This is a genomic window from Streptomyces gottesmaniae (genome assembly GCF_031845845.1).
Taxonomy (GTDB): domain Bacteria; phylum Actinomycetota; class Actinomycetes; order Streptomycetales; family Streptomycetaceae; genus Streptomyces; species Streptomyces akebiae.
Window position 1 is genome coordinate 1 of the sequence record NZ_JAVRFJ010000010.1, and the last position, 23,460, is coordinate 23,460.

The window sequence follows — 23,460 nt, forward strand, 5'->3', positions numbered from 1 at the left end:
GGTTCCTAGCCTCCTCGCGAGAGCTGCCCAACGGCGGGTGGCGCTTCTCGGGAGGCAGGTATTCATGACCCGTTTCGCAGCGCCCGGTACGGATGGCGCGGTCGTCTCCTACGAGGCGCGTTACGACCACTTCATCGGGGGTGAGTACGTCCCGCCGGCGCGCGGGCAGTACTTCGAGAACCCGAGTCCGGTGAACGGTCTGCCGTTCACGGAGATCGCGCGGGGTACGAGCGAGGACGTGGAGCGCGCGTTGGACGCGGCGCACGCGGCCGCGCCCGGCTGGGGGCGCACGTCCGTGACGGAGCGTTCGGACGTCCTGCGGAAGATCGCCGATCGGATGGAGGCGAATCTGGAGCAGTTGGCGGTGGCGGAGAGCTGGGAGAACGGCAAGCCTGTGCGGGAGACGCTGGCCGCCGACATCCCGCTCGCCATCGACCACTTCCGGTACTTCGCGGGGGCGGTCCGCGCGCAGGAGGGTTCGCTGGCGGAGCTCGACGAGGACACGGTGGCGTACCACTTCCACGAGCCGCTGGGTGTGGTCGCCCAGATCATCCCGTGGAACTTCCCGATCCTCATGGCGACCTGGAAGCTGGCGCCCGCGCTGGCGGCGGGCAACGCGGTCGTGCTCAAGCCGGCCGAGCAGACCCCGGCGTCCATTCACGTGTGGATGAGCCTGGTGGCGGATCTGCTGCCGCCGGGTGTGGTGAACATCGTGAACGGGTTCGGGGTGGAGGCGGGCAAGCCGCTGGCGTCGAGTCCGCGGGTGGCGAAGGTGGCGTTCACGGGCGAGACGACGACGGGGCGACTGATCATGCAGTACGCCTCCGAGAACATCACGCCGGTGACGCTGGAACTCGGTGGCAAGTCGCCGAACATCTTCTTCGACGACGTGTGGTCGGCGAACGACGATTTCCGTGACAAGGCCCTCGAAGGCTTCACGATGTTCGCGCTCAACCAGGGCGAGGTGTGCACGTGTCCGTCGCGGGCGCTGGTGCAGCGCGGCAACTATGCCGAGTTCATGGAGGCGGCCGTCGCTCGCACCGAGCAGATCAAGACCGGGCACCCGCTGGACACCGACACCATGATCGGCGCCCAGGCCTCCAACGACCAGTTGGAGAAGATCCTTGCCTACTTGGACATCGGTCGGCAGGAGGGCGCGAAGGTCCTGACCGGTGGGGAACGCATCGAGCACGAGGGCGAGTTGAAGGGCGGTTACTACGTCCAGCCGACGATCTTCGAGGGTGACAACCGTATGCGGATCTTCCAGGAGGAGATCTTCGGTCCGGTCGTCTCCGTGACCTCGTTCAACGACTTCGACGACGCCATCAAGATCGCCAACGAGACGCTGTACGGCCTGGGCGCGGGTGTCTGGACACGTGACACCAACACGGCCTATCGCGCGGGCCGTTCCATCCAGGCGGGCCGCGTCTGGACGAACTGCTATCACGCCTATCCGGCGCACGCCGCGTTCGGCGGTTACAAGGGTTCCGGCATCGGCCGCGAAACCCACAAGATGATGCTGGACCACTACCAGCAGACCAAGAACCTTCTGGTGTCGTATTCGCCGAGGAAACTGGGCTTCTTCTAGAGGCACGAAAAAAGGCGCCTGACCTGGGCTTTTGCCCGTTAGGCGCCTTCCTCTCGGCCCGTCCGGGGCAAAGACCGACTTACGTTATAACTCCCAGTTCCTCCCACCGCTGTCCCGCTCCTGACCAGTACTTCCGGACCAGTCACGGACCAAACCCCGACTCACCCTTCAGGCTCCGCGCCCTGGCTGACGCGGTCCCACTCCTGCATGGACTGCTCGATGAGGCGGTTGGCCTGTTCTCGGACGCCGTCCAGGAATTTGGCGTAGTGGCGGAAGAGGACCTCAATGCTCTGGCCCGCGCGACGAGCGCACTCGGCGGGGTCCACACCGGAGTACAGCCAGAACGAGATCCCGGCATGCCGGAGATCGTAGGGCCGCTTTGCCAGCCTGGAGGCGAGTTCTGTACGGGTCAGGACATACTTCCGTGCCCGCGCCCACGTTGTGCCATATGCAGCTGCGTCCACGTAGTTGCCGGCCTGGTTCCGGAACAGTCGGCCGTCCGGCGCAACACCGAAGCGTTCGATGTGTGCGAGGAGCATGCGTACGAACTGCGGCGGGATGGGCACAGGCCGTGTCGCGGTAGCCGCGCGGCGCTTGAGGGAATGCACCTCGTGCACCGAACCACCGTCCGTCCACTCTTTGCCTGATGTGACGACGCCACCCGACAGGTTGAGCATCCCCCAGCCGCTCTCGGGCAGATGGCACTGTTCGAGCCGGAGATGGATGACCTCCGCAGGCCGCATCGCCGCGTAGTACATGCAGCCGAAGAACGCCTCCAGGTGAGGGCCGCGCCCGCGCTGTTGGGCAACCGCCGTGAGCAGCCGGGCGACCTGGGCGGGATTGGGAACGGCAGCCGGGTCCACTTCCTCGTTGACCGCTGGAGCGTTCCACCTGAGTCCGTTGAGGGGATTCTCCGTGAAGTAACCCTTCTCCACAGCGATGTTGAGGACTTCGTTGAACGCAGCCCGCTTGCGCCGTGCCGTCTTGGCCGCAGCCTCTTTGCCGTCCAGCTTGAGGCACAGGGCGTCAAGTGCCCGTCGCAGCACATCGGCTTCCGCGAGAGCGCTGACAGGCAGGGAGTTTCGCTTCATCCAGTCCAGCGCCTGCCGCCATTCCTCAACTGGCTCTTTCTCCCACGCCTTCTTGTTGAACGCCCAGGAGTACAACGCTCGCCGCAGCACCCGCGGCTCCGCATAGGTCACGCCAGAGCGCACTAGGGCAGGCGTGATGGTGGCGAATGCGTCGGCCAGTGTGCGGCGGGTGTTTCCCGGCGTGCGGTCCCAACGCTGGTCGAGGTATTCGTGCGCAAGGTCATACCATGTCGTCCGCTGCTTGATAGCTCGCAGTTCGGACGCTGGCAGCCCTGTGCGCTCATCGAAGGGCTCACCATCGCGTGCCGCGGTCATCAGCTTTGACCGCCTGCTGTCGGCGAGCCCGACGGTCATGAATGACTCTGATTTTTCGCGCCCATTGACCGTCCACCGGACCATAAACGGCTTGCGCCGATCGGGGCGCTCCCGTATGTCCCAGAAACGGACATTGTAACTCATCGCCAAGTATCAGTATCTCTCTCGCACATGTCCCACCAGGCATCCAGGTCAGCACGACGACACCGGAGTTCACCATTGGGCAACTTGATCATGCGGGGCGCTTGCCCGCGAGCGCGCATTCGATAGAACGCCGACGGACTCATACGAATCTCCGCGAGAACCTCGGTGAGCTTCAGCGCCGGAGGACGAGCCATGCAATATCACCTTCACATTAAGAAAGGCTTCATGCCGGAAATCCAGGCGCGCATCGTATGCAGCAGAGATCCCCATTTCTGCACGGCCGCCGACCCGGGGTGGACGACCAGACGCAGCCAGGTATCACGCATCGATACAGCGGATGATTTCCTCTCGGCGCACAAGGGAGCGGTCCGGAATGAGACCTTGCGAAGCGAGCAACAGTGGCCGTGGGCATGAAGGATTGGTCATTGATGTAGCAGCAGCTGGCAACAGCCACCCAATATCTCCTCTCGGATGCGTACGGCTCTGCCAACTGTGTCCGCCACGGCTCCACCGCCAAGCACAGCCGAATGCGAACACCACCAATGCTCTGGAAGATCCCCGATTTCGGTAACCGGGGAGCTTCTGCTATGTATCGCCCTGCACTACGAAGGCTGCTCATCGCGCCTGTTTCCGCCTCAGTCACGCGGTACGAGCGGAGGGCGAGGGTGCGCCATCCGTGACGAGCACGGGCAGCCTGCCGCCGGTGAGCCGATCGAGGTCACGGGCCCTACGACCTCACAGCGCCAACAACCCAGGCGCCGTGGCGTGTTGCTGTACTGCGGTACGCAGCGATGTACGTAGAGGCCTCTCGACCACGGCGGTTACCGCGTTACACCAAATCCTGGCGTGCAAACACAGAGAGGCAGAGCCCTGGAAATGGCGCCAAAGCCCTCCGTCTCCGGGGCAGTCCAGGCGTTCGCGGCGCCGAGCGGGATGGGGACGAATCGGAAGGCGGGACTCGACAGGTGGACCTCCTCGGAGCGGGACGCGGTCGTGGGACCGAGCAGCGCGGGATGCGTACTGCCATAGCGGCCAGCCCCTCTACAGGCTGACCTTCAATGGCGCGCCCCCCGGCTGACCTGGTGTTTTCAGGGTCGTTGTACGTTGACATGATCCCGAACGGGGTTCCAGTCCCGTGGGCCATTTCCTTGTCTGCCGTGGGCGAATGCCGGAGCCTCGGTCACACAGAGCCACTCGCCCCTTGATGATCCCCGCCGTGGATCCGGCCGACTTCTCGGGCGGTGACCAATGCGAGCGATGCCGATGATCCAGTGCTGCTGCGCTGCAGTGATCAGCCCACCGAGGTCGGCACCAAATCCCGGTCGTGCACGACTGTCTGAGGGAAGAGGGTGCCTGGCTGATCACTCACGCAGTTCGCCGAGTTGTACGCCCGGAATTGGAGGGGCACGCAAGGCTGTCCCGGATCACGATGTCGCTGGCGCTGAGAGCCGACGACAGCTGTCCTTGCAGCTCGTCCGGGATGGTCCCTGCCCCGAGGGCGCAGGCATGTACGAGAGCGCGGCAGTCCTGGGTTTGCCAGTCCGTGGCGATCGCGGTGAACAAAGGGTGCGCCAGGTTCTCGCGGGCCGCGTAGCCGTCTTCGGCGGCGGCCGTCCTGCGGTGGACGTCCTCGACGATGCGGTAGGCGGTAGGAGCCTCGGCGGAACCGATCGCGTCGAGGACGATGAGGCCGAGCCGGATATCGAAGACGGTCATCCCAGGTTCGGCCGGCCACTCCAAATAGGTGGTCACCAGCGCCGCCAGTTGGTCTTCGACCGGCAGCTCGGCGCCGCGGCGGCACAGGGCCGTCAAGCATGCCGTGATGGCCTGCTCCCACGGATCACCGGGCATCGTTTCGGCAAGGAGAACAGCTGCCCATGCCGTGTCACCCGCAACGAGGGCAGCGAGTACGGCAACTTGGCGTCCGTCGAGCATCCGCTTGCCTACGCCGCGGTGAGTCTCGAGGTGTCTCAGGGCCTCCGCCCAAAGTCCCTTGGTGGTGAGGGTGCGGGTCCCATCGCCGAGGAGCACGCGCCACAGCCACGCACGGACCTCGTGGCGGTCCTCGTCGGTCGCAGTGATGTTCGCCGGTACGGCGACGCCCCCGAACCGGGCCGCTGTGCCTGCCTCGACGGCCGTGTACAGGCCGAGTAGGTGCTGGCGCCCCTCGTCGGTGTGGCCGGCGCGGATCTGGAGGCGGGCGAGGTTGACGACCGGTTCCAGTCCCCGGATTGCGCTCATGCCGGGCAGGGGGCAGGCATGGAGGTAGGCGGCGGCGTGCTGGTGGCACATCTGGCGGGCCAGGTCGGGCAGGCCGAGATCGGAGGCGATGAGCGCGGCCTGGTTGTAGACAGCGGATGCGAGCCCTTGGTCGCCCTTCTTCACCGCCGTCTCGGCGAGGTCGACGAGACCGCCCACGCGTTGGGGCAGGGGCAGACAGGCGGGCCGGAATCGGGCGACGAGCGGGAAGCGCTGGGCTATGGGTCCGTGCGGGTCCATGGGTTCCCCGGGCGTGAGTGAGAAGTGCTGGGGCGACGGTGCCCGCGAGCCGTACGCCGGCGGGCACCGTCCGCTACACAAGGGGCGTCACCGCCAGTCGACGACGATGCGGTTCAGCGGGGTGTCGAGAGCGAAGAGTCCGGGGCGCTGCTCGATGACGGGGGCGTCGAGGGGCTGGATCTCGAACGTGGCCTCGCGGCCGCGGTATTCGCGGTCCCAGGTACGGATGGCGTCGGCGACCTTCGTGGCGAGCTCGTCGCTGCCGGGGCCGTGGCCGATGACGCCGAACTCCCAGAGCTTGTCGCCCTCGGGGGTCTTCTTCTCCGACACGCGTCGCGCCAGGTAGGTGACGGCGCCCTTGTCGACGGCCGCAGTCGATGAGGGGTAGGGGTCCTCCGTGAGCAGAGTGCCCTTGGCGTTCTGGGGGAACAGCATCCGGATGAGGCCGGAGGGAAGGGAACAGGTGACGAAAAGTTCCATCCACTCCGGCGATTCCATGGCGCGGACCATCATGCCGGTCCACTCCTCGGTGCGCGGCTGGTCCAGGACTCCGGCGAGGGCATCGGCGTCGATGTTCTGCCCAGCGGGGGCCTGAAGCCGGACGGTGCCGTCTGCGCTGAGCGGGATGACACGGCGGTCGTCGTCGGCGATGCCCCGGCGGAGCGGCATGAAGGTGTTCATCTCGCTGCCGAGAGACACCCATCGACCCTCGCGCTGCTCGTAGGCGATGGACCGGGAGACGGTGCCCTTCAGGCGCTGGGGGACGAGGAGCCGGCCGCCGGGGGCGAGCTGTTGCATCCAGGCGTGTGGCACGCCGTGAGCGCCCACGGTGGCGATGATCCGGTCGTACGGCGCTCCTTCGGCGTAACCGAGGGCCCCGTCGCGGGTCACGGCCTCGACGTTGGTGAGACCAGCTGCGGCCAGGCGTGCGCGAGCGCCCTCCACAAGGTCGTCGTCGACATCAAGGGTGGTCACGTGCCCGCTCTCCCCGACCAGGTGGGCGAGGAGAGCGGCGTTGTAGCCGGTGCCGGCGCCGAGTTCGAGGATGCGCTCGCCGGGCTGCGCGTCGAGCTGGTCCAGCATGAGGGCGACGACGCCCGGCTGGGAAGCGCACGAGATCGAAGTGCCGTCGGCGTCGTACTTGATGTGCACCGGTGCGTTGGCGTAGGCGTCTTCGAGCGACGCATCCGGCACGAACACGTGACGGGGCACACTCCGCAGCGCATTCTCGACTGCGGCCGTGCGGGCGTGCCCCTCCGCGCGAAGCTGGTCGACCAGGGCGTTGCGGAGGCGCTCGGCGTCAGCCGTGGGGGTGGCGATCGTGTCGGTGTTCACCGCCCTGACGCTATCCGTCTTGGCCGTTGCCTCGTCGGTCGACGCGGTGTTGTCACTCGTTCCCATGATTACCTCTCGTGCGATGTTGGACATGGCGCTTTGGTCGTCCCGGAGGAGACCGGCGCGGTTGGCGTGAAAGATCACGTGGTGGGCAAGGACGGCTCTCAGACCGCGGGTGAGGGCGCCGCGGCCTGCGAGGTCGGCGAGCGCGGTGCCCGCCCTCTCGAAAGCGGCGACCCACTCGTCGTGCTCGGCGAGCGGGCCGTTCGCGCGGCACAAGCTATGGGCGTCGACCGTCATCAGCTTCCGCATCGCGGGCGCCAGTTCGGCGGCCCGCGCAGAGGGCAGAAGGCCGGTGGCCGGTCGGAGGGCGGCGACCTTTACCCATACGTCGCCCTGCTCGACCCAGTCCAGGCCGGCCGCCCGCATCATCACGCTTGCCAGCAGCACGGCGGTTTCCCGGCGTCCCAGCTGCTCCGGGCCTGGTTGATAGGTGAGCAGGTGGCGGCTGTCCTTGTGGAACAGGTCGTGGGCGACGTCCATGGCCTGGGTCCCGCCGAAGGCGTGGGTCTCGGGTTCGTAGATGTAGGGCAGCCATGACACGGCCGTGCCGTCCTGGACGAGGTCGCTCAGCAGCGCTTCGACGGCGGGTGAAGGCTCGTCCGCGCGGTACCGCAGCGGCCAGGGCTGCTTGTTCATGAACCACCAGCCGGTGAGCTGCCCGTCCCGTTCGGCAGCGAGGAGGACAGGGGCGAGGCGTTCGACGATGGCGCGCTGGGCGCTCTCGCGGTCAGCGAAGGTGATGTTGTGTTGCTGCCAACGGTCGGAGCGGTCCGGGGGCATACGGGTGTCCTTCGGTCGAGGGTCAGGCGATGAGCAGGCAGGCGTCCCAGGTGGATCGGGGCGGTGCGGCGGTGCTTGGCGCGAGGAGGGCCAGTGCGATACCGGCTGCGCCGTCGAGGAGACCGGGGCCGCGCTCCTCGTCCTGCAGGAGCGTCGTGGCGGCGTGTGCGGGGTCGGCGCCCGGCGGTTGGACTGCGGCTAGGAGTGCCGGGATCGTGGCGCGGAGCTGTCCGGCGGTCGAGGGGTGGGCGTCGTCGGCCGCGCGGGCGGCGACGTGGGCGAGGCCGGCGAAGCCGTGGCACAGAGCGTTGTCCGTCGTGGCCTTGAGCTGAAAGGGGTCGGTGATGGCGGCCACGAGCGCGTTCTCGGCGTCCAGCTGACGGCCGTCGTCGCCGCGGGCGAGCGCGGCGAGTTGCTGGGCGCGGGCGAGGCCAGCGGTGCCGTAGCACCATGACGGCCGCCGCGGCGTGGACGAGGTGAGGCGGCCGGTGCGCAGCTCTTCCCGGGTGACCCAGTACGGCCACGCCGGGCCTCGGCCACTGTCCTCTCGGCATCGGTCCAGCCACACCAGGATCCGGTCCAGTGCGTCGTCGTGGTCGTCGACGAAGGTGCCCTGCGTGGCGGCGAGCGCCAGGAGCGCGAGCACGCCGCCGATACCGTGCGCCATGCCGTTGTTGGCGTGTCCGCCTCGAAAACGGTCGTCCGGGCGGCCCGAGGGCCCTGTGTTCGTCCACCAGCCGGGCAAGATCTCGCCGTCGTGTGTGATCGGTTGGGTGAGGCGTACGCCGTAGTCGAGTACGGCACGCAGGGCGGCGCTGCCAGGGTTGCGGCGCAGGAGGTAGGAGCCGTAGCCGCTCAGGCCGCGAATGGTGTCGAACTCCGCGAGCGCTGGGAGGAGTCCGGCGTCGATGCGGCGGTGTGCGGCGCTGACGCGGCGGCTCACGTCGTCAGCCATTTGTCGGTCGAGAGTGTCGAGTGCGCGCTGGTAGGCGCCTGGCAGGTGATCGGCGGCGCACGCCAGAGCCTGCGCGAAGGCGGGCGCCCCGTAGAAGGGGTGGCTGTCGTGGCCGCTGGTCAGCGGTTCGCGGGATGCGGCGGCGAGCCAGTCGTGGGCGCGCTGCCACGGCCCCAGGCCGGCCGCAGCCCGCTCGATGTGCAGGAGCGCGATGCCGGGCAAGCCATAGGCAAGGTGCTGCCGATGAGAGACCGCTGGCCCAAGGTACGCCGTGTGGGGGTCGGCGAGCTGCTCGGCGACGGCGCCGGCCAGGTCCAGCCCGGCCTGTGCGATCACCGTGTCCTCCCAGTGGTGCGGGCGGTCCAGGCCAGGGCTGCAGCGCGAGCGAGGTAGAGGCAGACCTCTTCTTCGGGGAAGTTCACCGCGATGTGCCGCACGAAGTGGACATGCAGCAGCGAAGTCAGGACGTCATCAAGGGCGATGCCCTGCGTGTGGGGACCTGGCAGTTGCCGGCGGTAGGCGGCGAGCGCCGCGTCGCGATCGGCCCACGCCGACACGATCGCCGTTCCTCCGGGGGCGCCGCGCAATGCCGCCCAGTCGTCGCCAGGGTCAGCGAGGCGTACGGCATCGGTGAACTGCGGGCGCGGTACGGGCAAGGGCGCTGTGGGAGGGATGTGGTCGATCAGCCAGCGCATCCCGGCTTGGGTGCTGCCGAGGAAGGCGGAGGCGATAGAGACAGTGTGTGCGGCCACCAGCGTGCGCTCGTGTGGGCGCTGCGGCTGCGAGAGCTGGGCCAGGATGGCGCGCGAGTCCGCCCGGAACACTTCCTCGGCCGCGTCCCAGGCAGGGCCGGATCCCCAACGGCCCATCTCCCGATAGGAGGTGGGGTACCGCAAGTCCGCGAGCAGACCGGCGCCGCGCAGCTCGTCGGCCCATGCGCTCACGGTTCGAGCCGTCTCAGCGAATGCCTCCGGCGTGGGTAGCGCGATGCGCAGACGCAGGTGCTGCTCGGGGTCGCGGAAGCGGATGAACCACCACGGCGGGCCACCCAGCCGTTCGAGCAGATTGGGCAAGTGGCAGGAGAGCAGGGTGTCCTGGCGGCGATCGTCTCCATACAAGGTGGCCAGCAACACCGACGAAGCGGCCGGGGTCTGCATCTGGGCTGGAGAGAGGGCGCGAGCCCGGGTGGGGGCGGGAAGCGCCGGCCACGTCGGAGACCGGATTGCCTTGAGCGGCACCACTACCTCGTGGGCGCGACCGTCGCACCAACCAAGCGCCCCCGGTTCCGCCGCCTCGACGAGCACGGCCAGGCCCGCTCGGTCGAGGTGCTGGCGCAGCAGCGTCCGGTGGCCGGCCTCGTCGAGGTCGAGGAAGAGACGCCGGTCGTCCTCCACGAGGTAGACCCGCCGAGGTAGCCGCCGCCGAGCCCGCCAGTCGGTGAGGGCGGAGTCCCATTCGGCCCAAGGGCGTGCGCGACCAGGTTGCTCGGTCGCCTCCAGCCGCCAGCGGGCCGGGGAAAGCACCGTGCGCCCGCACCGCAGGCGCGGTAGGAACGGCATCGCCGCCGCAGCACCCCAGTCGAAGACGGTGACCTGCGCGCATTGAGCACGCGACAACTCGGTGAGGAATCGCACCAGCGGCGGAGTGTGCGTGCGGAGGTTAAGCGCGTGCATCCCGACGGCCTCGATGCGCTGACCGCGCTCGGGGGCGGCCACGTACATGCGGCGGCCGTCGCACCCCACCGCCAGGTCCGCAGGTGTGAGGACATCGTCTGCGGGAGCCCGGTGTTCCTGGAGGCTGATCACGGTGAGCAGGACTCGCGGGGCGCGCGTGACGTGGGCGCTCTCAGGCAGGAGCGGTGGAAAGGACAGCTGCGCAGGCACGGTGTTGATGTCGGTGGTCGGAAGGTCAGCCAGCTCGGCGGCCAGGGCCTCACGGTCGGCGGGGGCCAGGACGCTGAGGAACCGGCCTGTGGAGACGCCGGCGCCGCGAGACACGCTCACGACTTCAAGCCGGAATCGCCCGCGCTGCAACTCGCCCACGCTGGCCGCATGAACCCGCACCCCCACCTCCAGGTGCGGCGGCACCCGGGGTTCGTCGGGCCCTACGTCCAAGGCGTCGATCAACTCGTCGGTGAGGACCACCTCGTCGCGGCCGTCGAGCGCGGCGGCTTGCGCCAGCCGTACGAGGGCGTCATCCCGAGCGGAGACGCGAGGTCGACGGGCGCCAGGCGGAGTGCCTGGGTAGCCGTCGGGGTAACCGGTGCCGCTGTCCGCGACGACTTCCTGGAGCGGCACCATCGTGCCGATGCCGTACCGCTCGTAGAACCGCTGGTGGTACGCGCCCCACGCCGCGGTGCCGTACGGGCGGGCGCAGACTCGGGTCAGGATCAGGGCCGCGCGCTCGATCTCGCGGGCGACCGCGTCCGGCAGTACGAGCTGCGCGTCCAGGCGCAGGTCGAGCGCGACAGGGTGGCGGCGCAGACCTGGCACGAGGGCCCTCATCCGCGCTGCGACGCTGTCCTGCCGGCCCCGCGAAGTGCACTCATTGAGGCCGGTCCGGATCGCCCGCAGCTCGCGCAGCATCTCCGCGACCGGAGGGAGGCTGTCGGTGTCGATCGCGTCGAGTTGGTCGAGTAGATACCCGAGGGCGTCGGTCTCGGTGCTGGGTGTGCGCAAGCTCGTGATCAGGACATGCCGCTGGATCAGCTCTACTAGTAGCCGCCGCACCTTCTCCGGTCCGGCCTCGGGGAACTCCGCCTGGAGCTTGTCCGCGAGCACACCGACCCGGACCGGCGCTCGCGTTGCGGCGAGGACCGCGCGTACGGGCTCGATGAGGGCAAGGGACGCCTCAACCGCGCGAGTCCGATCGTCCTGAGCGTCGGATTGAAACGGCACGATGAGCCGGTCCCCGCGGCTCGTCACGGTGTTGTTGACGACCACCGGCAGCCGTTCGAGGAGGTCGGGGCAGGACTCCAGCCTCTCGATGACGGCGGCCAACCACTCTGCGCCCGCATGGCCGATGGCTACGTGCTCCGCACCCCAGCGTGCGCCCGCCTGCGGACCGAATTCTGCGACGGTCACACCGGCGAAGAGCCCGAACGGCGTCGCCCGGTGCTGGGAGCGCAGCAGGTAGCGGGCCACGGACAGTGCCGCACGCCGGACGTCTCGCGTTGACGGCTCATCGGCCGTGCACACGGTCCGTACCTGCGCGGCCAGGACCGGGCTGGCGTGTTCCAAGGCTTCGGCAAGGTCGGCGTTCGCCCAGATCTCACGCAGCCAGGCGGCACAGGTGGCGGCTCCGTTGGGAGAGTGATCGGAGAGGTCCGGAAGCGGACGACACGGCAGTGTCGGCTGGGCAACGGCTCGTACGAGAGCGGTCGTGCCGGTTCGGAACGCTGGGCGCGGAGCAACCACCACTACCTCCGTAGGTGAGGGACGGGCGGCTGGTGCCGCCACGCCACAGGGCGTGGCGGCACCAGCCCGGAGCGACGTGAAGCCTCGGGTTTAGGCGACGTTGGTGGTGCAGGCGCCACAGGTGGTTCCGCAGTTGTCGTCGGTCAGGTTGACCAGACCTGCGGGATCGGCGACCTCGACGAGGGACACGTCCAGGTCGAAACCGTCCGACGTCCTCGGCGTCTGCTGGCTCACATGAGTGCTGCTCGGTACTACGGTGCTGCGTGTCATGCCAACTCCTTTGAGTGGTTGGGATGTTGTTGTGCGGTGATGCCCGCCTCCGGCCGTACGGCACAGTCCGCACGGCCGGAGGCGGGAGTCTGCTCAGACGGCAGCCGGTCGCCGCTGCATGAAGTAGGCGAGCGCCTGAGCCTTGAGCCGGTCGAGGCACGGCTTGCAGGCGTGGACTGGGGCGTGCTGCCCGTCCCACTGCAGTGGGCCGAGCCAGATCACGGGCACTCCGGTGCGCTCGCACCCGAGCCAGCAGTCACCGGTGACCCAGTGCTCCTGCATGCCGGGGAGCTGGGTCATGTCTCGGCTCCCGTCCGCGGTCCAGGTGTGGGCGACCGGCAGGTGGGCCCGCACACCCAGAGCTGGAACAGCAGGCCCCGATGACGTACTTCGCCCAAGATCTCGCCGCTCGCTCCCAGGTACCGGGCGCAGCGTGCACACTCCATGGCCATCTGCTGGCGGGGACGTAGGCGAGCGACGTCCGGCATGGGCGAGGTCGCCACGACCGGCTTCACTCGTCGCCCTTCATGAAGAGTTCGGCCCAGACCTCTTTGCACCGTGGGCGCTCGTCCGTGCCGTGCAGGTCATAGCCCCAGCGGTCGGCGATGCCGTCGATCAGGAGCAGGCCGCGGCCTGACTCGTCGTCTCCCCTGACCTGCCCGAGCACCGGCAAACGTGATGGCGCCCGGTCCACCACCCCAACGCGCACCCGTGTCGCGCTCGGTCGCCCAATAATCAGGCGGATCGAGTCGCACGGGGTGTGCCTTACGGCATTCGCGATCAGCTCCGAGATGATCAGTGCGGCGACGTCGGCCAGGTTGTCGAGGTGCCATACGCCGAGGACGTCACGGACGAGCTTGCGGCCGATTTGGGCCGTGGACGGCTCGCAAGGGAAGGTCTGGCTATAGGCGGGGTGGCCGGTGGGGGCGGCCTGAACTGGCTTAATGAGACTCGTCATTGGGGTTGAGCCTTCGTGTCGTCTCGGCGCCCGGACCACCCCCGCGGGGGACCTCAGGGGCGGGCCGGGCCGTCAACAGCCGCCCGCACGGTGGGCGTAGCGGGCGACCAACACCAAGACAACTCCCCTCCTGCGCAAGGTGGTTAGGGCGATCAGCTGTCCGTCCATCCGATGAACCTAGGGCGATTTGACCCTCTCTTTACCTGGCGAGTGAGGGGAGGTGAGGGCTACCGTGCGGACATGGACACCACGCGCAACACCGTTCTTGAGGCGTGGATGGCCGAACACGGCTACAGCTCCAACAGCCTTGCTGACACTGTGAACAGGGCCTTAGAGGAACTGACCGGGAGACATGGCGGCCTCGACGGTTCATCGGTCCGGGACTGGAAAGCAGGCCGGGTCACGTGGCCCAAATCGGCTACCCGCAAGGCACTTGAGGACGTCAGCGGCCTGCCCGCCGTCGCTCTAGGGTTCGTGCCACGGGGCCGGACTCCGTCCAGCCCAGCCCCACCGCAGCAGGAGGACCCCGACATGAAGCGCCGTACCCTCGTCGGAGGCATCGCGGCGGCTGCCGCCGCGGCAGCCGCCGCTCCCGGCACCGCATCCCCGCGCCGCATCGGCATGAGCGACGTCGACCGTCTACAGAAGCGCTTCGCCGAGATCATCGCCAGCGACCACCGCCACGGCGGCCAACTCGGCATCGAGCAGCGGGCCGCCGCGCTCGCCGACGAGGCCCTGAATCTCCAGAACGCGGGCAGCGCCAGCCAGCGGGTTCGCAGCAGCCTCTACGCCTCCGCAGCGGCGTTCCGTTCCTCAGCGATGTGGGCTGCCATCGACGGCCGGCGCTACGACATCGCCAAGGCGCACATGCGTGAGGCCCAGGCGCTCGCCGAGATGTCCGGCGACCAGGCGATCAAGTTCCGCATCTGGAGCCACGCAGGCACCATGTACCGGCACATGGGCCGTCCCGCGGACGCGTTCGCCGCCAACGACGTCGCCCGAAACCTGCACCTCACCCGCCGAGACCCTCTCTTCGCCTCCCTCGGCCTGGCCCGCCAAGGCGCCATCCACGGCGCGGCCCAGGACCGCACCGGCACCCGCCGGGCGTTCGAGCAGGCGCAGGACGCCATGCTGCGCGCCGATCCCGCCGATTACCGGCCGGTGTGGATGCTCGCCTTCTACGACCAGGCCGAACTGGACTCCCTGGCCCTGTCAGCGCACTTGGCGCTCGGCGACTACTCGACCGCCGAGTACCACGCCCACCGCTGCCTGTCCGCCCTCCGACCCCACATGATCCGGTCCCGGGCCATCACCACGACCCGGCTCGCACACGCCCAGCTCGCCCAGGGCGCCCCCGACGCCGCCACGGCCACCGCGATGAAGGTCCCCGCCGACGCCGCTACCCAGCACGCCCGGGTCACGCGCATGCTGCAGGAGTTCGGGGCCGCGCTGCGCGCCACCGCGCCGGGCAGCTCCAGCGTGCAGACCTGGACCGAGCACGCCGCCACCTGGAGGATGGCCGCATGACCACGGCTCCCGCCATCGAACTGCGCACTTTCACCACCCTCGACACCGCCCGCGGCGACCTCCTCGACGTGTACGCCGAAGTGCGCGCCCCGCTCCTCCACCTGCCGAACTACGCGGTCACCGCGTTCGGCGAACGCCTGGACCGGCACAGCACCGAGCCGGGGTTCGCGGCGGTCCTCGCGTACGCGGGCAGTTATCCAGTCGGCTACGCCTACGGCAACACCATCGAGCACGGCGACCGGTACTGGCAACGCACCAGCCCGGCCCCGCCGGAGAAGTACACCCAGCGACCGGCCGTTGCCCTGAAGGAGATCGGCGTCCGGCCGGCCTGGCGGAAGACCGGCACCGCCCGGCGTATCCACAACGCCCTCCTCGCCACACGTGACGAGCCCTTCGTCACCCTCATGGTCAACCCGGCCGCTGGCGACGGAAAGGTCCACGAGCTCTACAAGTCGTGGGGGTACGAGGACATCGGGCAGAGCCAGCCGTCAGTGGCCTCGCCCGTCCTCACCGTGATGATCCGTGCAGCCCGCTGAACAGCAGCCACGGCCCACCGGCTTGACGGACTTCCACCGAGCCCCTGAAATTCCAGATGCTGGACCTCCGTCCCGAGCGCTACAAGATCGCTGCCACTGGGTTTCGTGCAAGCCGGTGAGTTACGACGAGTTCCCGGCGATCAGAGCCTGCAACAGCAGTGATCCCGTGGGTCTCGGTGCCAACAGATGCCCGGGGCGTTGAAACGCGCGTCCTCGGCCTGCCCACGCTGCTGCTGGACGCCGACGCCACCAGCCAGTCCTCCTACGACTGGTTCAAGGTCGCACAGGCCACGAGCTTCGAGACTCCCGCCAACCTGATCGTCGAGCGGTAACTGTTCGACGGCATCGCCGAGTACATCCGCACCAAGCGCGCCGAGTTCGGCGCGATCGTAGTCGACGCCAGCGCGGCAGCGCCCGTATCTTCCACGAGGCTGTTACCGAGGCGAACCTGCTGCTCGTGCCAGTCGCCCCCGCCAAGATCGAGCGCCGCAAGCTCGTGGCCACCTTCGACGAGGCTGAGCGCGCCGCAGCTCGTCTCCCGGCTGCGGCGCAAGGTCGACCATGACGCGCCCAGCCTGATTCACACACGCCGAGGGTTCGGCTACTGGCTCGGGCACGCCGACGCCGAGCACTGACCTGCCGCACCAAGCGGCGCCTGCCTTACAACTCCCCTACATGGCAAGGCATTTGGGCACCTGGACTCGGCTGTGATCTGTGTCACGTCAGCTCTCTGTCAGAGAACTGACCGGAAGCCGTCAGCCCGCTCTGTTTGCATGTGCTCATCGAGGCCTCGACCACTTCACCCCGGCGCTCCCACTCTCGAGCGGAGCCCCCACCACCGAGGAGAACCATGGCCGACACCCTGGCAGGACCCGTTCCCGAGGCACCGGACTCGCCCCCCGAGTTCCCGATGCCCCGGGAGGCCCGCTGCCCTTTCGACCCGCCGCCCGCCCTGAAGGACCTCCAGGCGAAGACGCCGCTGGCGAAGGTGCGGCTGTGGGACGGCACTGAACCGTGGCTCGTGACCCGGTACGCCGACCAGCGCGCCATCCTCGGCGACGCCCGAGTCAGCGCCGACACCGACAGCCCCGGCTACCCGACCAAGGCCAGTCCCGAGGGCGGCGAGGGCAAGCTCAGCTTCATCATGATGGACGACCCCGAACACGCCCGGCTGCGCCGGATGGTGACGGCCCCGTTCGCCGTGAAGAAGGTGGAGGCCCTGCGACCCGCCGTGCAGAGGATCGTCGACGACCTGATCGACGGGATGCTGAGCCGGCCGGGCCCGGTGGACCTCGTGGAGGAGTTCGCCCTGCCGATCCCCTCCCTGGTCATCTGCGAACTGCTCGGCGTGCCCTACGACGACCACGCGCTGTTCCAGGAGAACACCAAGACGATGGTCCGCACGACCGCGACCCCCGAGCAGCGCGGTGTTGCGACCCGGGAGATGGCCGGATACCTGGCCGGTCAGATCGCCAAGCGGCTCGCCGAGCCGAAGGACGACCTGCTCTCCAGCATCGCGGGGCGCGTCACGGCCGGGGAGATCGACCACCAACAGGCCACGGAGATGGCCCTGCTCCTGCTGATCGCGGGCCACGAGACCACCGCGAACATGATCGCCCTCGGCACCCTCGCCCTCCTTGAGAACCCCGACCAGCTCGCCCTGCTGCGCGAGAGCGACGACCCGAAGTTCGTTGCCGGCGCGGTCGAGGAACTGCTGCGCTACCTGCACATCACCCACCTGGGACGGCGCCGCGCGGTGACCGAGGACATCGAGATCGCCGGCCAGGTCGTCAGGGCCGGCGAGGGCGTCATCATCGCCAACGAGATCGCCAACCGCGACCCCGCGGTGTTCCCCGACCCGGACCGCCTCGACCTCACCCGCGACGCCCGCCGCCACGTCGCCTTCGGCTTCGGCATCCACCAGTGCCTGGGCCAGCCGCTGGCCAGGATGGAACTCCAAGTCGTGTACGGCACCCTCTACAAGCGCATTCCCACGCTGAAGCCGGCCTGCGCGCTGGAGGACGTCAGATTCAAGAACGACGCGTTCATCTACGGCGTGCACGAACTGCCCGTCTCCTGGTGACGGTTCCCTCTCCCGCGAACGAACGACAACCACGTGTGAAGTAAGGGGAATTCCCATGAAGGTGGAGCTGGAAGCCGACAAGTGCGTCGCCTCCGGGCAGTGCGTGCTCGCCGCTATGGACGTCTTCGACCAGGACGACAACGGCATCGCGATCCTCCTGGAGGACGAGCCCGCAGCCGATGTCCTCGACGACGTGAAAGAAGCGATCGCGGTCTGTCCGGCCGCCGCGATCCGCCTGGTCGAGCAGTGAGGCGGATCGTCGTCGTCGGTGCCTCGGCCGCCGGACTCGCGGCGGCCGAGACCCTGCGCCGGGAGGGCTACGACGGCACGCTCACCCTGGTCGGCGACGAACCGCTGGCGCCCTACGACCGCCCGCCGCTGTCGAAGCAGATCCTGGCCGCGGAGTGGGAGCCGGACCGGCTGGTCCTGCGCACCTCCGACGCGCTGGCCGCGCTCGATCTCGACCTGCGGCTCGGCGTGGCGTCCACCGGCCTCGAACCGGCCGCCCGAACCGTCGAGTTGGCCGACGGATCCGCCCTCCCCTACGACGGGCTGCTCATCGCCACCGGGGTCCGGCCTCGTCGGCTGCCCGGCGAGGGCGCACATGTCCTGCGCACCCCCGACGACGCGCTTACGCTGCGGAAGCGGCTCACCCCAGGCCGACGGCTGGTCGTGGTGGGCGCCGGCTTCCTCGGCGCGGAGGCCGCCGCCGTCGCCTGGCGACTCGGCTGCGAGGTCACGCTCCTCGAACCCGCCCCGGTGCCACTGGCCCACGCCGTCGGCATGGAGGTCGGCACGGTCCTGACGAACGCCCATCTGGAGCGGGGCGTGAACCTGCGCTGCGGGGTCACCGTCACCGAGGTGACCGAGGACGGCGTGCGGCTCGCGGACGGCGAGGTGATCGAGGCCGACGAGGTGCTGGTCGCCATCGGCTCCCTGCCCAACACCGAGTGGCTCACGGGCAGCGGCCTGACCGTCGGGGACGGCGTGGTGTGCGACGAGTACTGCAAGGCCGCCCCGAACGTGTACGCGGCCGGTGACGTCGCCCGCTGGTACAACCCGTTGTTCGGCACCTCGATGCGTATCGAGCACCGCACCACCGCCGCCGAACAGGGCATGGCCGCCGCCCGGAACCTGCTGCGCCCCGAGGCGGGCAAACCCTTCGCGCCGGTGCCGTACTTCTGGTCCGACCAGTACGACATGAAGATGCAGGCCTACGGCTATCTCCGCGGCCACGACGAAGTCGCCCTCGTCGAGGGCGACCTGTCCGAGCGGAAGTTCGTCGCCGCGTACCGTACCGGCGACCGCGTCACCGGCGCCCTCGCCGTCGGCATGCCGCCCAAGGCCATCCGCCCGTGGCGGCAGGCGATCGCGACCCGCGCGGCGTGGCACGACAGCGTGCGCACCACCGTCACCGCAGTGGAGTCCTGACCTCCGACCCATGAGAACGCGGCGGCCGGGGGACTTCGCGCCTGATCAGAGCACAAACGCCGGGCTCGACGCCGATCCCGCGCGCACGCACCGCCCCACGGCGTCCGGCCCTTCTCGGCCTCCCGAGCCGCCCCTCGACAACTTCCCCCCATGAGGAGAGAGACAATGTCCCCTACTCCATCAGGTCCGCCGTCGACAGCGTCCCCGCACGAGGAGCGCCTGCTGATCGACGGAGAGCTCCGTAGCGCCGCGGGCAGCGGCACGTTCGAGGTGCTCAACCCGGCGGACGGCACCGTTCTGGGCAAGGTCGCCGACGCCGGCCGGGAGGACATGCTCGACGCGATCGCTGCGGCCCGGCGCGCGTTCGAGGAGACGGACTGGGCCGTCGACCGGCAGTTCCGCAAGCGCGCCCTGACCCAGCTCCTCGACGCGCTGGTCGAGGAGAAGGACGAGCTGCGCGAGGAACTCATCGCGGAGGTCGGAGCTCCGCGCATGCTCACCTATGGTGCCCAGCTGGAGGAGCCTCTGCAGAAGTTCCGATGGCACATCGACCACATCGACCGGTTCGAGTGGGTGCGCCGACTCGACGACACCGTCAACCGGTTCACCAACGAGCCCAGCGAGCGGTGGGTGGTCAAGGAGCCCGTCGGCGTCGTCGCCGCCATCACGCCCTGGAACTTCCCCTTCGGGTTGCTGCTCGTCAAGCTCGCCGGCGCTCTCGCCACCGGCAACACGGTCGTCGCGAAGCCCGCCCCCGAGACACCGTGGAACGCCACTCGCATCGGTCGGCTCATCGCCGAGCGCACCGACATCCCGGCCGGCGTGGTCAACGTGGTGCCGACCAGCAACCTCGGCACGGCCGAACTCCTCCTGACCGACCCGCGCGTCGACATGGTGTCGTTCACCGGCTCCACGGCCACGGGGCAGCGCATCCTCGAACTCGCCGCGCCCACCTTCAAGCGCACGACGCTGGAACTCGGCGGCAAGAGCGCGTCGATCATCCTCGACGACGCGGACCTCACGCAGGCCATCCCGCAGGCGCTCGGCGCGCTCGCCCACTCGGGCCAGGGTTGCGCGCTGCCGACCCGACTGCTCGTGCACCGCAAGGTCTACGACCAGGTCGTCGCCGGCCTCACGCAGGCGTTCCAGCAGGTGTCCTGTGGTGACCCTCAGGACCAGGGCACGCTGGCCGGTCCGATCATCTCGGCCCGGCAGCGCGACCGCGTCGCCGACTACATCCGCGTCGGCCGGGAAGAGGGCGCGAGGCTCGCGGTCGGCGGCGCCGTCCCCGAACGCGCGGGCTTCTGGGTGGAGCCGACACTCTTCGTCGACGTCGACAACGACTCCACCATCGCACAGGAGGAGATCTTCGGGCCGGTGCTCACCGTGACCCCGTTCGACACCGACGAAGAAGCGATCCGGCTGGCCAACGCCAGCCGGTACGGCCTCGCCGGATACGTCGCCTCGGCCTCGACAGAGCGCGCTCTGCGCATCGCACGCGCCATCCGAACCGGCAGTTTCATGATCAACGGTGGCTCGTTCTCCGGCGGGGACGCCCCCTTCGGCGGTTACAAGGCCAGCGGCATCGGCCGCGAGGGCGGCCGAGAGGGCTTCGAGGTCTACACCGAGACCAAGACCATCGGGTCCGCACTCTCGCTCCCGCTTTCCTGACGCACCACTCCCACAGACACGGCAGGCCCGCGCCCGCCACCGGGCGCGGGCGCAGGCGAGAGGAATCGGACACATGAACGACTACCTTCAGTACACCGGCAGGACGGCGGTCGTGACCGGCAGCGCCTCCGGGATCGGCAGGGCGACGGCGAAGCGCCTCGTCGAACTGGGCGCGGAGGTCCACGCCATCGACTACGCGCCGACCGAGCTCCCGGGCCTCGCCTCCGCGATCCAGGCGGACCTGGCGCTGCGCGACGACATCGACCGTGCTTTCGCGAAACTCCCCGAGCACATCGACGCGTTCTTCGGCGTGGCCGGAGTCTCAGGTCTCCATCATGACTACAACACCACACTGCTGATCAACTTCGGCGCCTACAAGTACATCTCGGACACGCACCTGGAGGCGCGGATGGGCGACGGCGGCGCCATCGTCTATGTGACCTCCATGGGCGGTATCAACTGGGAGCGCTACCAGGAGGAACTCGAAGGGCTGATCCACGTCGCCGGGTGGGATGCCACCGTCGACGCGATCGAAGGACTCGGTCTCAACGACCAGCCCGGACCGGCCGCTTATCCCCTCTCGAAGCGGCTGCTCAACCTGTTCATGGCGCACAGCGCCACCGCGCTCGGAAGCCGCGGAATCCGGGTCAACGCCGTGCTCCCGACGAGCACCGAGACCGGTCTGACGTCCGACTTCGCCGTGATGGCCGGCGGACGCGCATCGCTTGAGTCGCGGGCCGGCCTGAACCAACGTCTGGCCACGCCGGAGGAGATGGCGGACCCCGTCGTGTTCCTCAACTCCCATGCGGCGCGGTACATCTCCGGACACCCACTCACGGTCGACTTCGGCGCCCGCAACCTGCAACTCCTCGGCCGCACTGCCGACGCGCTGGACCGCCCGCTCATCGGGAACGCGCAGGCCGCACGCTCCTGACTTCCCGTACGCCTGCCTGCCGCGGGGGTGCGCGAAGGCCGACGCCCGTCCTGGCCCGCGCGCACCCCTCTCCCCTTATGTCAGCTGAGCTCCTGCCGTTCCAGCGCCGGCGACCGCGATGTCCGGCCTGCGCCCGTAGAGCGTGATGCACAGCAAACCGGTGACCTGAAACCCGTCGAGGAGCACAGTGAACGAGTCGACTCTCACGGAGGCGTCCCCCACGTCCCAACGGCAGGTACTGAAGGCGCTCAGCGGCCTGCTCCTCGCCCTCTTCGTCTCGACCCTCAGCAGTACGGTGGTCTCCAGCGCGCTACCGAAGATCATCGAAGACGTGCACGGGACCCAGACCCAGTACACGTGGATCGTCACCGCGAGCCTCCTCACCACGACGGCGACGACCCCGATCTGGGGCAAGCTCGCCGACCTCTTCAGCAAGAAGACCCTTCTCCAAGTCTCCATCGTCATCTTCGTGCTCGGCACCGTGGCGTCGGGGATCAGCCAGACGGGCGGGCAACTGATCGCCGCGCGGGCCCTCCAGGGCGTCGGCGTGGGAGGCGCGCAGGCGCTCGTCCAGATCGCCATTGCCGCCATCATCCCGCCTCGCGAGCGCGGCCGTTACAGCGCTTACCTCAGCGGCACCACCTCGACATCGACCATCGGTGGGCCGCTCCTCGGCGGTGTCATCGTCGACACCTCGTGGCTGGGCTGGCGGTGGTGCTTCTTCATCGCCATTCCGCTCGCCGTCGTCGCGTCCTTCCTCCTCCAGCGGACGCTGAACCTTCCTCTCCTGCGCCGCGAGAACGTGCAGATCGACTACCTGGGGGCCACCCTGATCGCCTCCGGGGTCAGTGTCCTGCTCATCTGGGTGTCCTTCGTCGACAGCTCCTTCGCCTGGGCCTCGTGGCAGACCGCCGCCATGGTGTCCGGCGGGCTGGCCCTGCTCGCCGCCGCCCTGTGGGTGGAGAAGCGCGCCACCGAACCGATCGTCCCGCTCGCCATCGTGCGGCAGCGCACCACCGCCCTGGCCATCCTCGGCAGCCTGGCCGTCGGTACGGCCATGTTCGGCGCCTCGGTCTTCCTCAGCCAGTACTTCCAGCTCAGCCGCGGCCGCACCCCCACCGAAGCCGGTCTGCTGACCATTCCGATGATGGCAGGCATCCTGATCGCCTCCATCGTCGCCGGCCGGCTGATCAGCCGCAGCGGGAAGATCAAGCCGTTCCTCATCACCGGCGCCGCACTGCTCACCGCCGGCTGCACGGGCCTCGGCGTCATCGACAACAAGACCCCCATGGTCTTCCTGGCCGTGTCGATGCTGTGTGTCGGGATGGGCGTCGGCATGACACTGCAGAACTTCGTACTCGCCGTGCAGAACACCGTGCCGCTTAAGGACATCGGGGCGGCGAGCTCCACGGTGACGTTCTTCCGCTCCCTCGGCGGCACGATCGGCGTCGCCGTCCTCGGCGCCGTCCTGGCCCGCCAGGTCGAGGACGGGACCGCGAGCGGCCTTGCCTCCGCCGGGCTGTCCGGCGCGGACTCGGACTCTCCCGCACTGCGGGAGATCATCCGCGTCGCGTACGGTGACGCGACGGCGCACGTCTTCCTCCTCGCGGCCGCCGCAGCCCTTCTCGCCGTCATCGCCGCCGTCCTCCTCAAACCGGTCACCCTGCGCAGCAGCCTCGACCTGCCTGAGAAGACCGATGAAGCAGTGGCCGAGGCGCCCGATCCCGACCAGGGCACGCGTTCGAGCGCATGATGCCGAGGTGCCCCGCCGCTGCCGTACCGGGAGGATCACGGAAGGCCACAGGCCGGTCGGCGTCCGGGTACCGGCCCTCGCCGACCAGCACCAGGCCGCCTCCGGCAGCTA

The 23,460-nt window shown here is 68.9% G+C and carries 19 protein-coding genes and 1 pseudogene; 11 read left to right on the forward strand and 9 right to left on the reverse strand.

Annotation, left to right across the window (positions count from 1 at the left end; genetic code table 11):
* The first annotated feature begins 64 nt into the window (after positions 1 to 64).
* Entirely contained in the window at positions 65 to 1,588 is a 1,524-nt protein-coding gene (exaC, locus tag RM704_RS13315; RefSeq protein WP_033531079.1) for an acetaldehyde dehydrogenase ExaC, read from the forward strand.
* A 161-nt stretch (positions 1,589 to 1,749) separates the two neighbouring features.
* Here exaC and RM704_RS13320 read toward each other — a convergent pair whose 3' ends face one another.
* The 9 genes from RM704_RS13320 to RM704_RS13360 form a co-directional block, all read right to left on the reverse strand.
* Positions 1,750 to 3,138 carry a tyrosine-type recombinase/integrase gene (locus tag RM704_RS13320; protein ID WP_033531078.1) on the reverse strand — a complete coding sequence of 463 codons (1,389 nt, stop codon included), beginning with the start codon at positions 3,136 to 3,138 and terminating at the stop codon, positions 1,750 to 1,752.
* Complete coding sequence (locus RM704_RS13325) at positions 3,135 to 3,332, reverse strand: helix-turn-helix transcriptional regulator (RefSeq protein ID WP_078937406.1); 198 nt, start codon at positions 3,330 to 3,332, stop codon at positions 3,135 to 3,137. Before RM704_RS13325 ends, RM704_RS13320 begins: the two co-directional genes overlap by 4 nt.
* 1,171 nt (positions 3,333 to 4,503) lie before the next feature.
* A complete protein-coding gene (locus RM704_RS13330) occupies positions 4,504 to 5,637 on the reverse strand; it encodes a hypothetical protein (RefSeq protein ID WP_033531077.1) in 1,134 nt (377 codons plus the stop codon).
* Positions 5,638 to 5,724: 87 nt separating this feature from the next.
* On the reverse strand, positions 5,725 to 7,815 hold the full coding sequence (fxlM, locus tag RM704_RS13335) for a methyltransferase, FxLD system (protein WP_033531076.1): 2,091 nt from the start codon (positions 7,813 to 7,815) through the stop codon (positions 5,725 to 5,727).
* Positions 7,816 to 7,837: 22 nt separating this feature from the next.
* On the reverse strand, positions 7,838 to 9,106 hold the full coding sequence (locus RM704_RS13340) for a lanthionine synthetase C family protein (RefSeq protein WP_033531075.1): 1,269 nt from the start codon (positions 9,104 to 9,106) through the stop codon (positions 7,838 to 7,840).
* Positions 9,103 to 12,039: a lantibiotic dehydratase gene (locus tag RM704_RS13345; protein WP_192829811.1), complete on the reverse strand. Its 2,937-nt coding sequence runs from the start codon at positions 12,037 to 12,039 to the stop codon at positions 9,103 to 9,105. Before RM704_RS13345 ends, RM704_RS13340 begins: the two co-directional genes overlap by 4 nt.
* A gap of 237 nt (positions 12,040 to 12,276) precedes the next feature.
* Positions 12,277 to 12,456 carry an FxLD family lanthipeptide gene (locus RM704_RS13350; RefSeq protein WP_030661977.1) on the reverse strand — a complete coding sequence of 60 codons (180 nt, stop codon included), beginning with the start codon at positions 12,454 to 12,456 and terminating at the stop codon, positions 12,277 to 12,279.
* A 93-nt stretch (positions 12,457 to 12,549) separates the two neighbouring features.
* A complete protein-coding gene (locus RM704_RS13355) occupies positions 12,550 to 12,756 on the reverse strand; it encodes a hypothetical protein (RefSeq protein WP_371649106.1) in 207 nt (68 codons plus the stop codon).
* Between the two features lie 211 nt (positions 12,757 to 12,967).
* On the reverse strand, positions 12,968 to 13,414 hold the full coding sequence (locus RM704_RS13360) for an ATP-binding protein (RefSeq protein WP_033531074.1): 447 nt from the start codon (positions 13,412 to 13,414) through the stop codon (positions 12,968 to 12,970).
* Positions 13,415 to 13,654: 240 nt separating this feature from the next.
* Between RM704_RS13360 and RM704_RS13365 the strand changes: the two genes are divergently transcribed.
* The 10 genes and pseudogenes from RM704_RS13365 to RM704_RS13405 all read left to right on the forward strand — a co-directional run bounded on the left by RM704_RS13365 (position 13,655) and on the right by RM704_RS13405 (position 23,349).
* Complete coding sequence (locus RM704_RS13365; RefSeq protein WP_078937405.1) at positions 13,655 to 14,941, forward strand: NsdA family TPR-like regulatory protein; 1,287 nt, start codon at positions 13,655 to 13,657, stop codon at positions 14,939 to 14,941.
* Positions 14,938 to 15,477 (forward strand): N-acetyltransferase, encoded by a 540-nt coding sequence (locus RM704_RS13370; RefSeq protein WP_033531073.1) that lies wholly within the window; start codon positions 14,938 to 14,940, stop codon positions 15,475 to 15,477. The genes RM704_RS13365 and RM704_RS13370 overlap by 4 nt, the downstream gene beginning before the upstream one ends.
* A 176-nt stretch (positions 15,478 to 15,653) precedes the next feature.
* A complete protein-coding gene (locus tag RM704_RS13375; protein WP_311590570.1) occupies positions 15,654 to 15,809 on the forward strand; it encodes a hypothetical protein in 156 nt (51 codons plus the stop codon).
* A 195-nt stretch (positions 15,810 to 16,004) separates the two neighbouring features.
* Positions 16,005 to 16,112: pseudogene (locus tag RM704_RS45545) on the forward strand (response regulator transcription factor); the annotation flags it as partial.
* A 215-nt stretch (positions 16,113 to 16,327) separates the two neighbouring features.
* Positions 16,328 to 17,560, forward strand: a complete 1,233-nt coding sequence (locus RM704_RS13380) for a cytochrome P450 (protein ID WP_033531072.1) — start codon at positions 16,328 to 16,330, stop codon at positions 17,558 to 17,560.
* Between the two features lie 55 nt (positions 17,561 to 17,615).
* Entirely contained in the window at positions 17,616 to 17,810 is a 195-nt protein-coding gene (locus RM704_RS13385) for a ferredoxin (RefSeq protein WP_033531071.1), read from the forward strand.
* Positions 17,807 to 18,991 (forward strand): NAD(P)/FAD-dependent oxidoreductase, encoded by a 1,185-nt coding sequence (locus RM704_RS13390; RefSeq protein ID WP_033531070.1) that lies wholly within the window; start codon positions 17,807 to 17,809, stop codon positions 18,989 to 18,991. The genes RM704_RS13385 and RM704_RS13390 overlap by 4 nt, the downstream gene beginning before the upstream one ends.
* Positions 18,992 to 19,156: 165 nt before the next feature.
* A complete protein-coding gene (locus RM704_RS13395; RefSeq protein ID WP_033531069.1) occupies positions 19,157 to 20,662 on the forward strand; it encodes an aldehyde dehydrogenase family protein in 1,506 nt (501 codons plus the stop codon).
* Between the two features lie 73 nt (positions 20,663 to 20,735).
* Positions 20,736 to 21,596, forward strand: a complete 861-nt coding sequence (locus RM704_RS13400) for an SDR family oxidoreductase (RefSeq protein ID WP_052146421.1) — start codon at positions 20,736 to 20,738, stop codon at positions 21,594 to 21,596.
* A 187-nt stretch (positions 21,597 to 21,783) separates the two neighbouring features.
* Positions 21,784 to 23,349, forward strand: a complete 1,566-nt coding sequence (locus tag RM704_RS13405) for an MFS transporter (protein ID WP_033531068.1) — start codon at positions 21,784 to 21,786, stop codon at positions 23,347 to 23,349.
* Positions 23,350 to 23,460 lie beyond the last annotated feature (111 nt).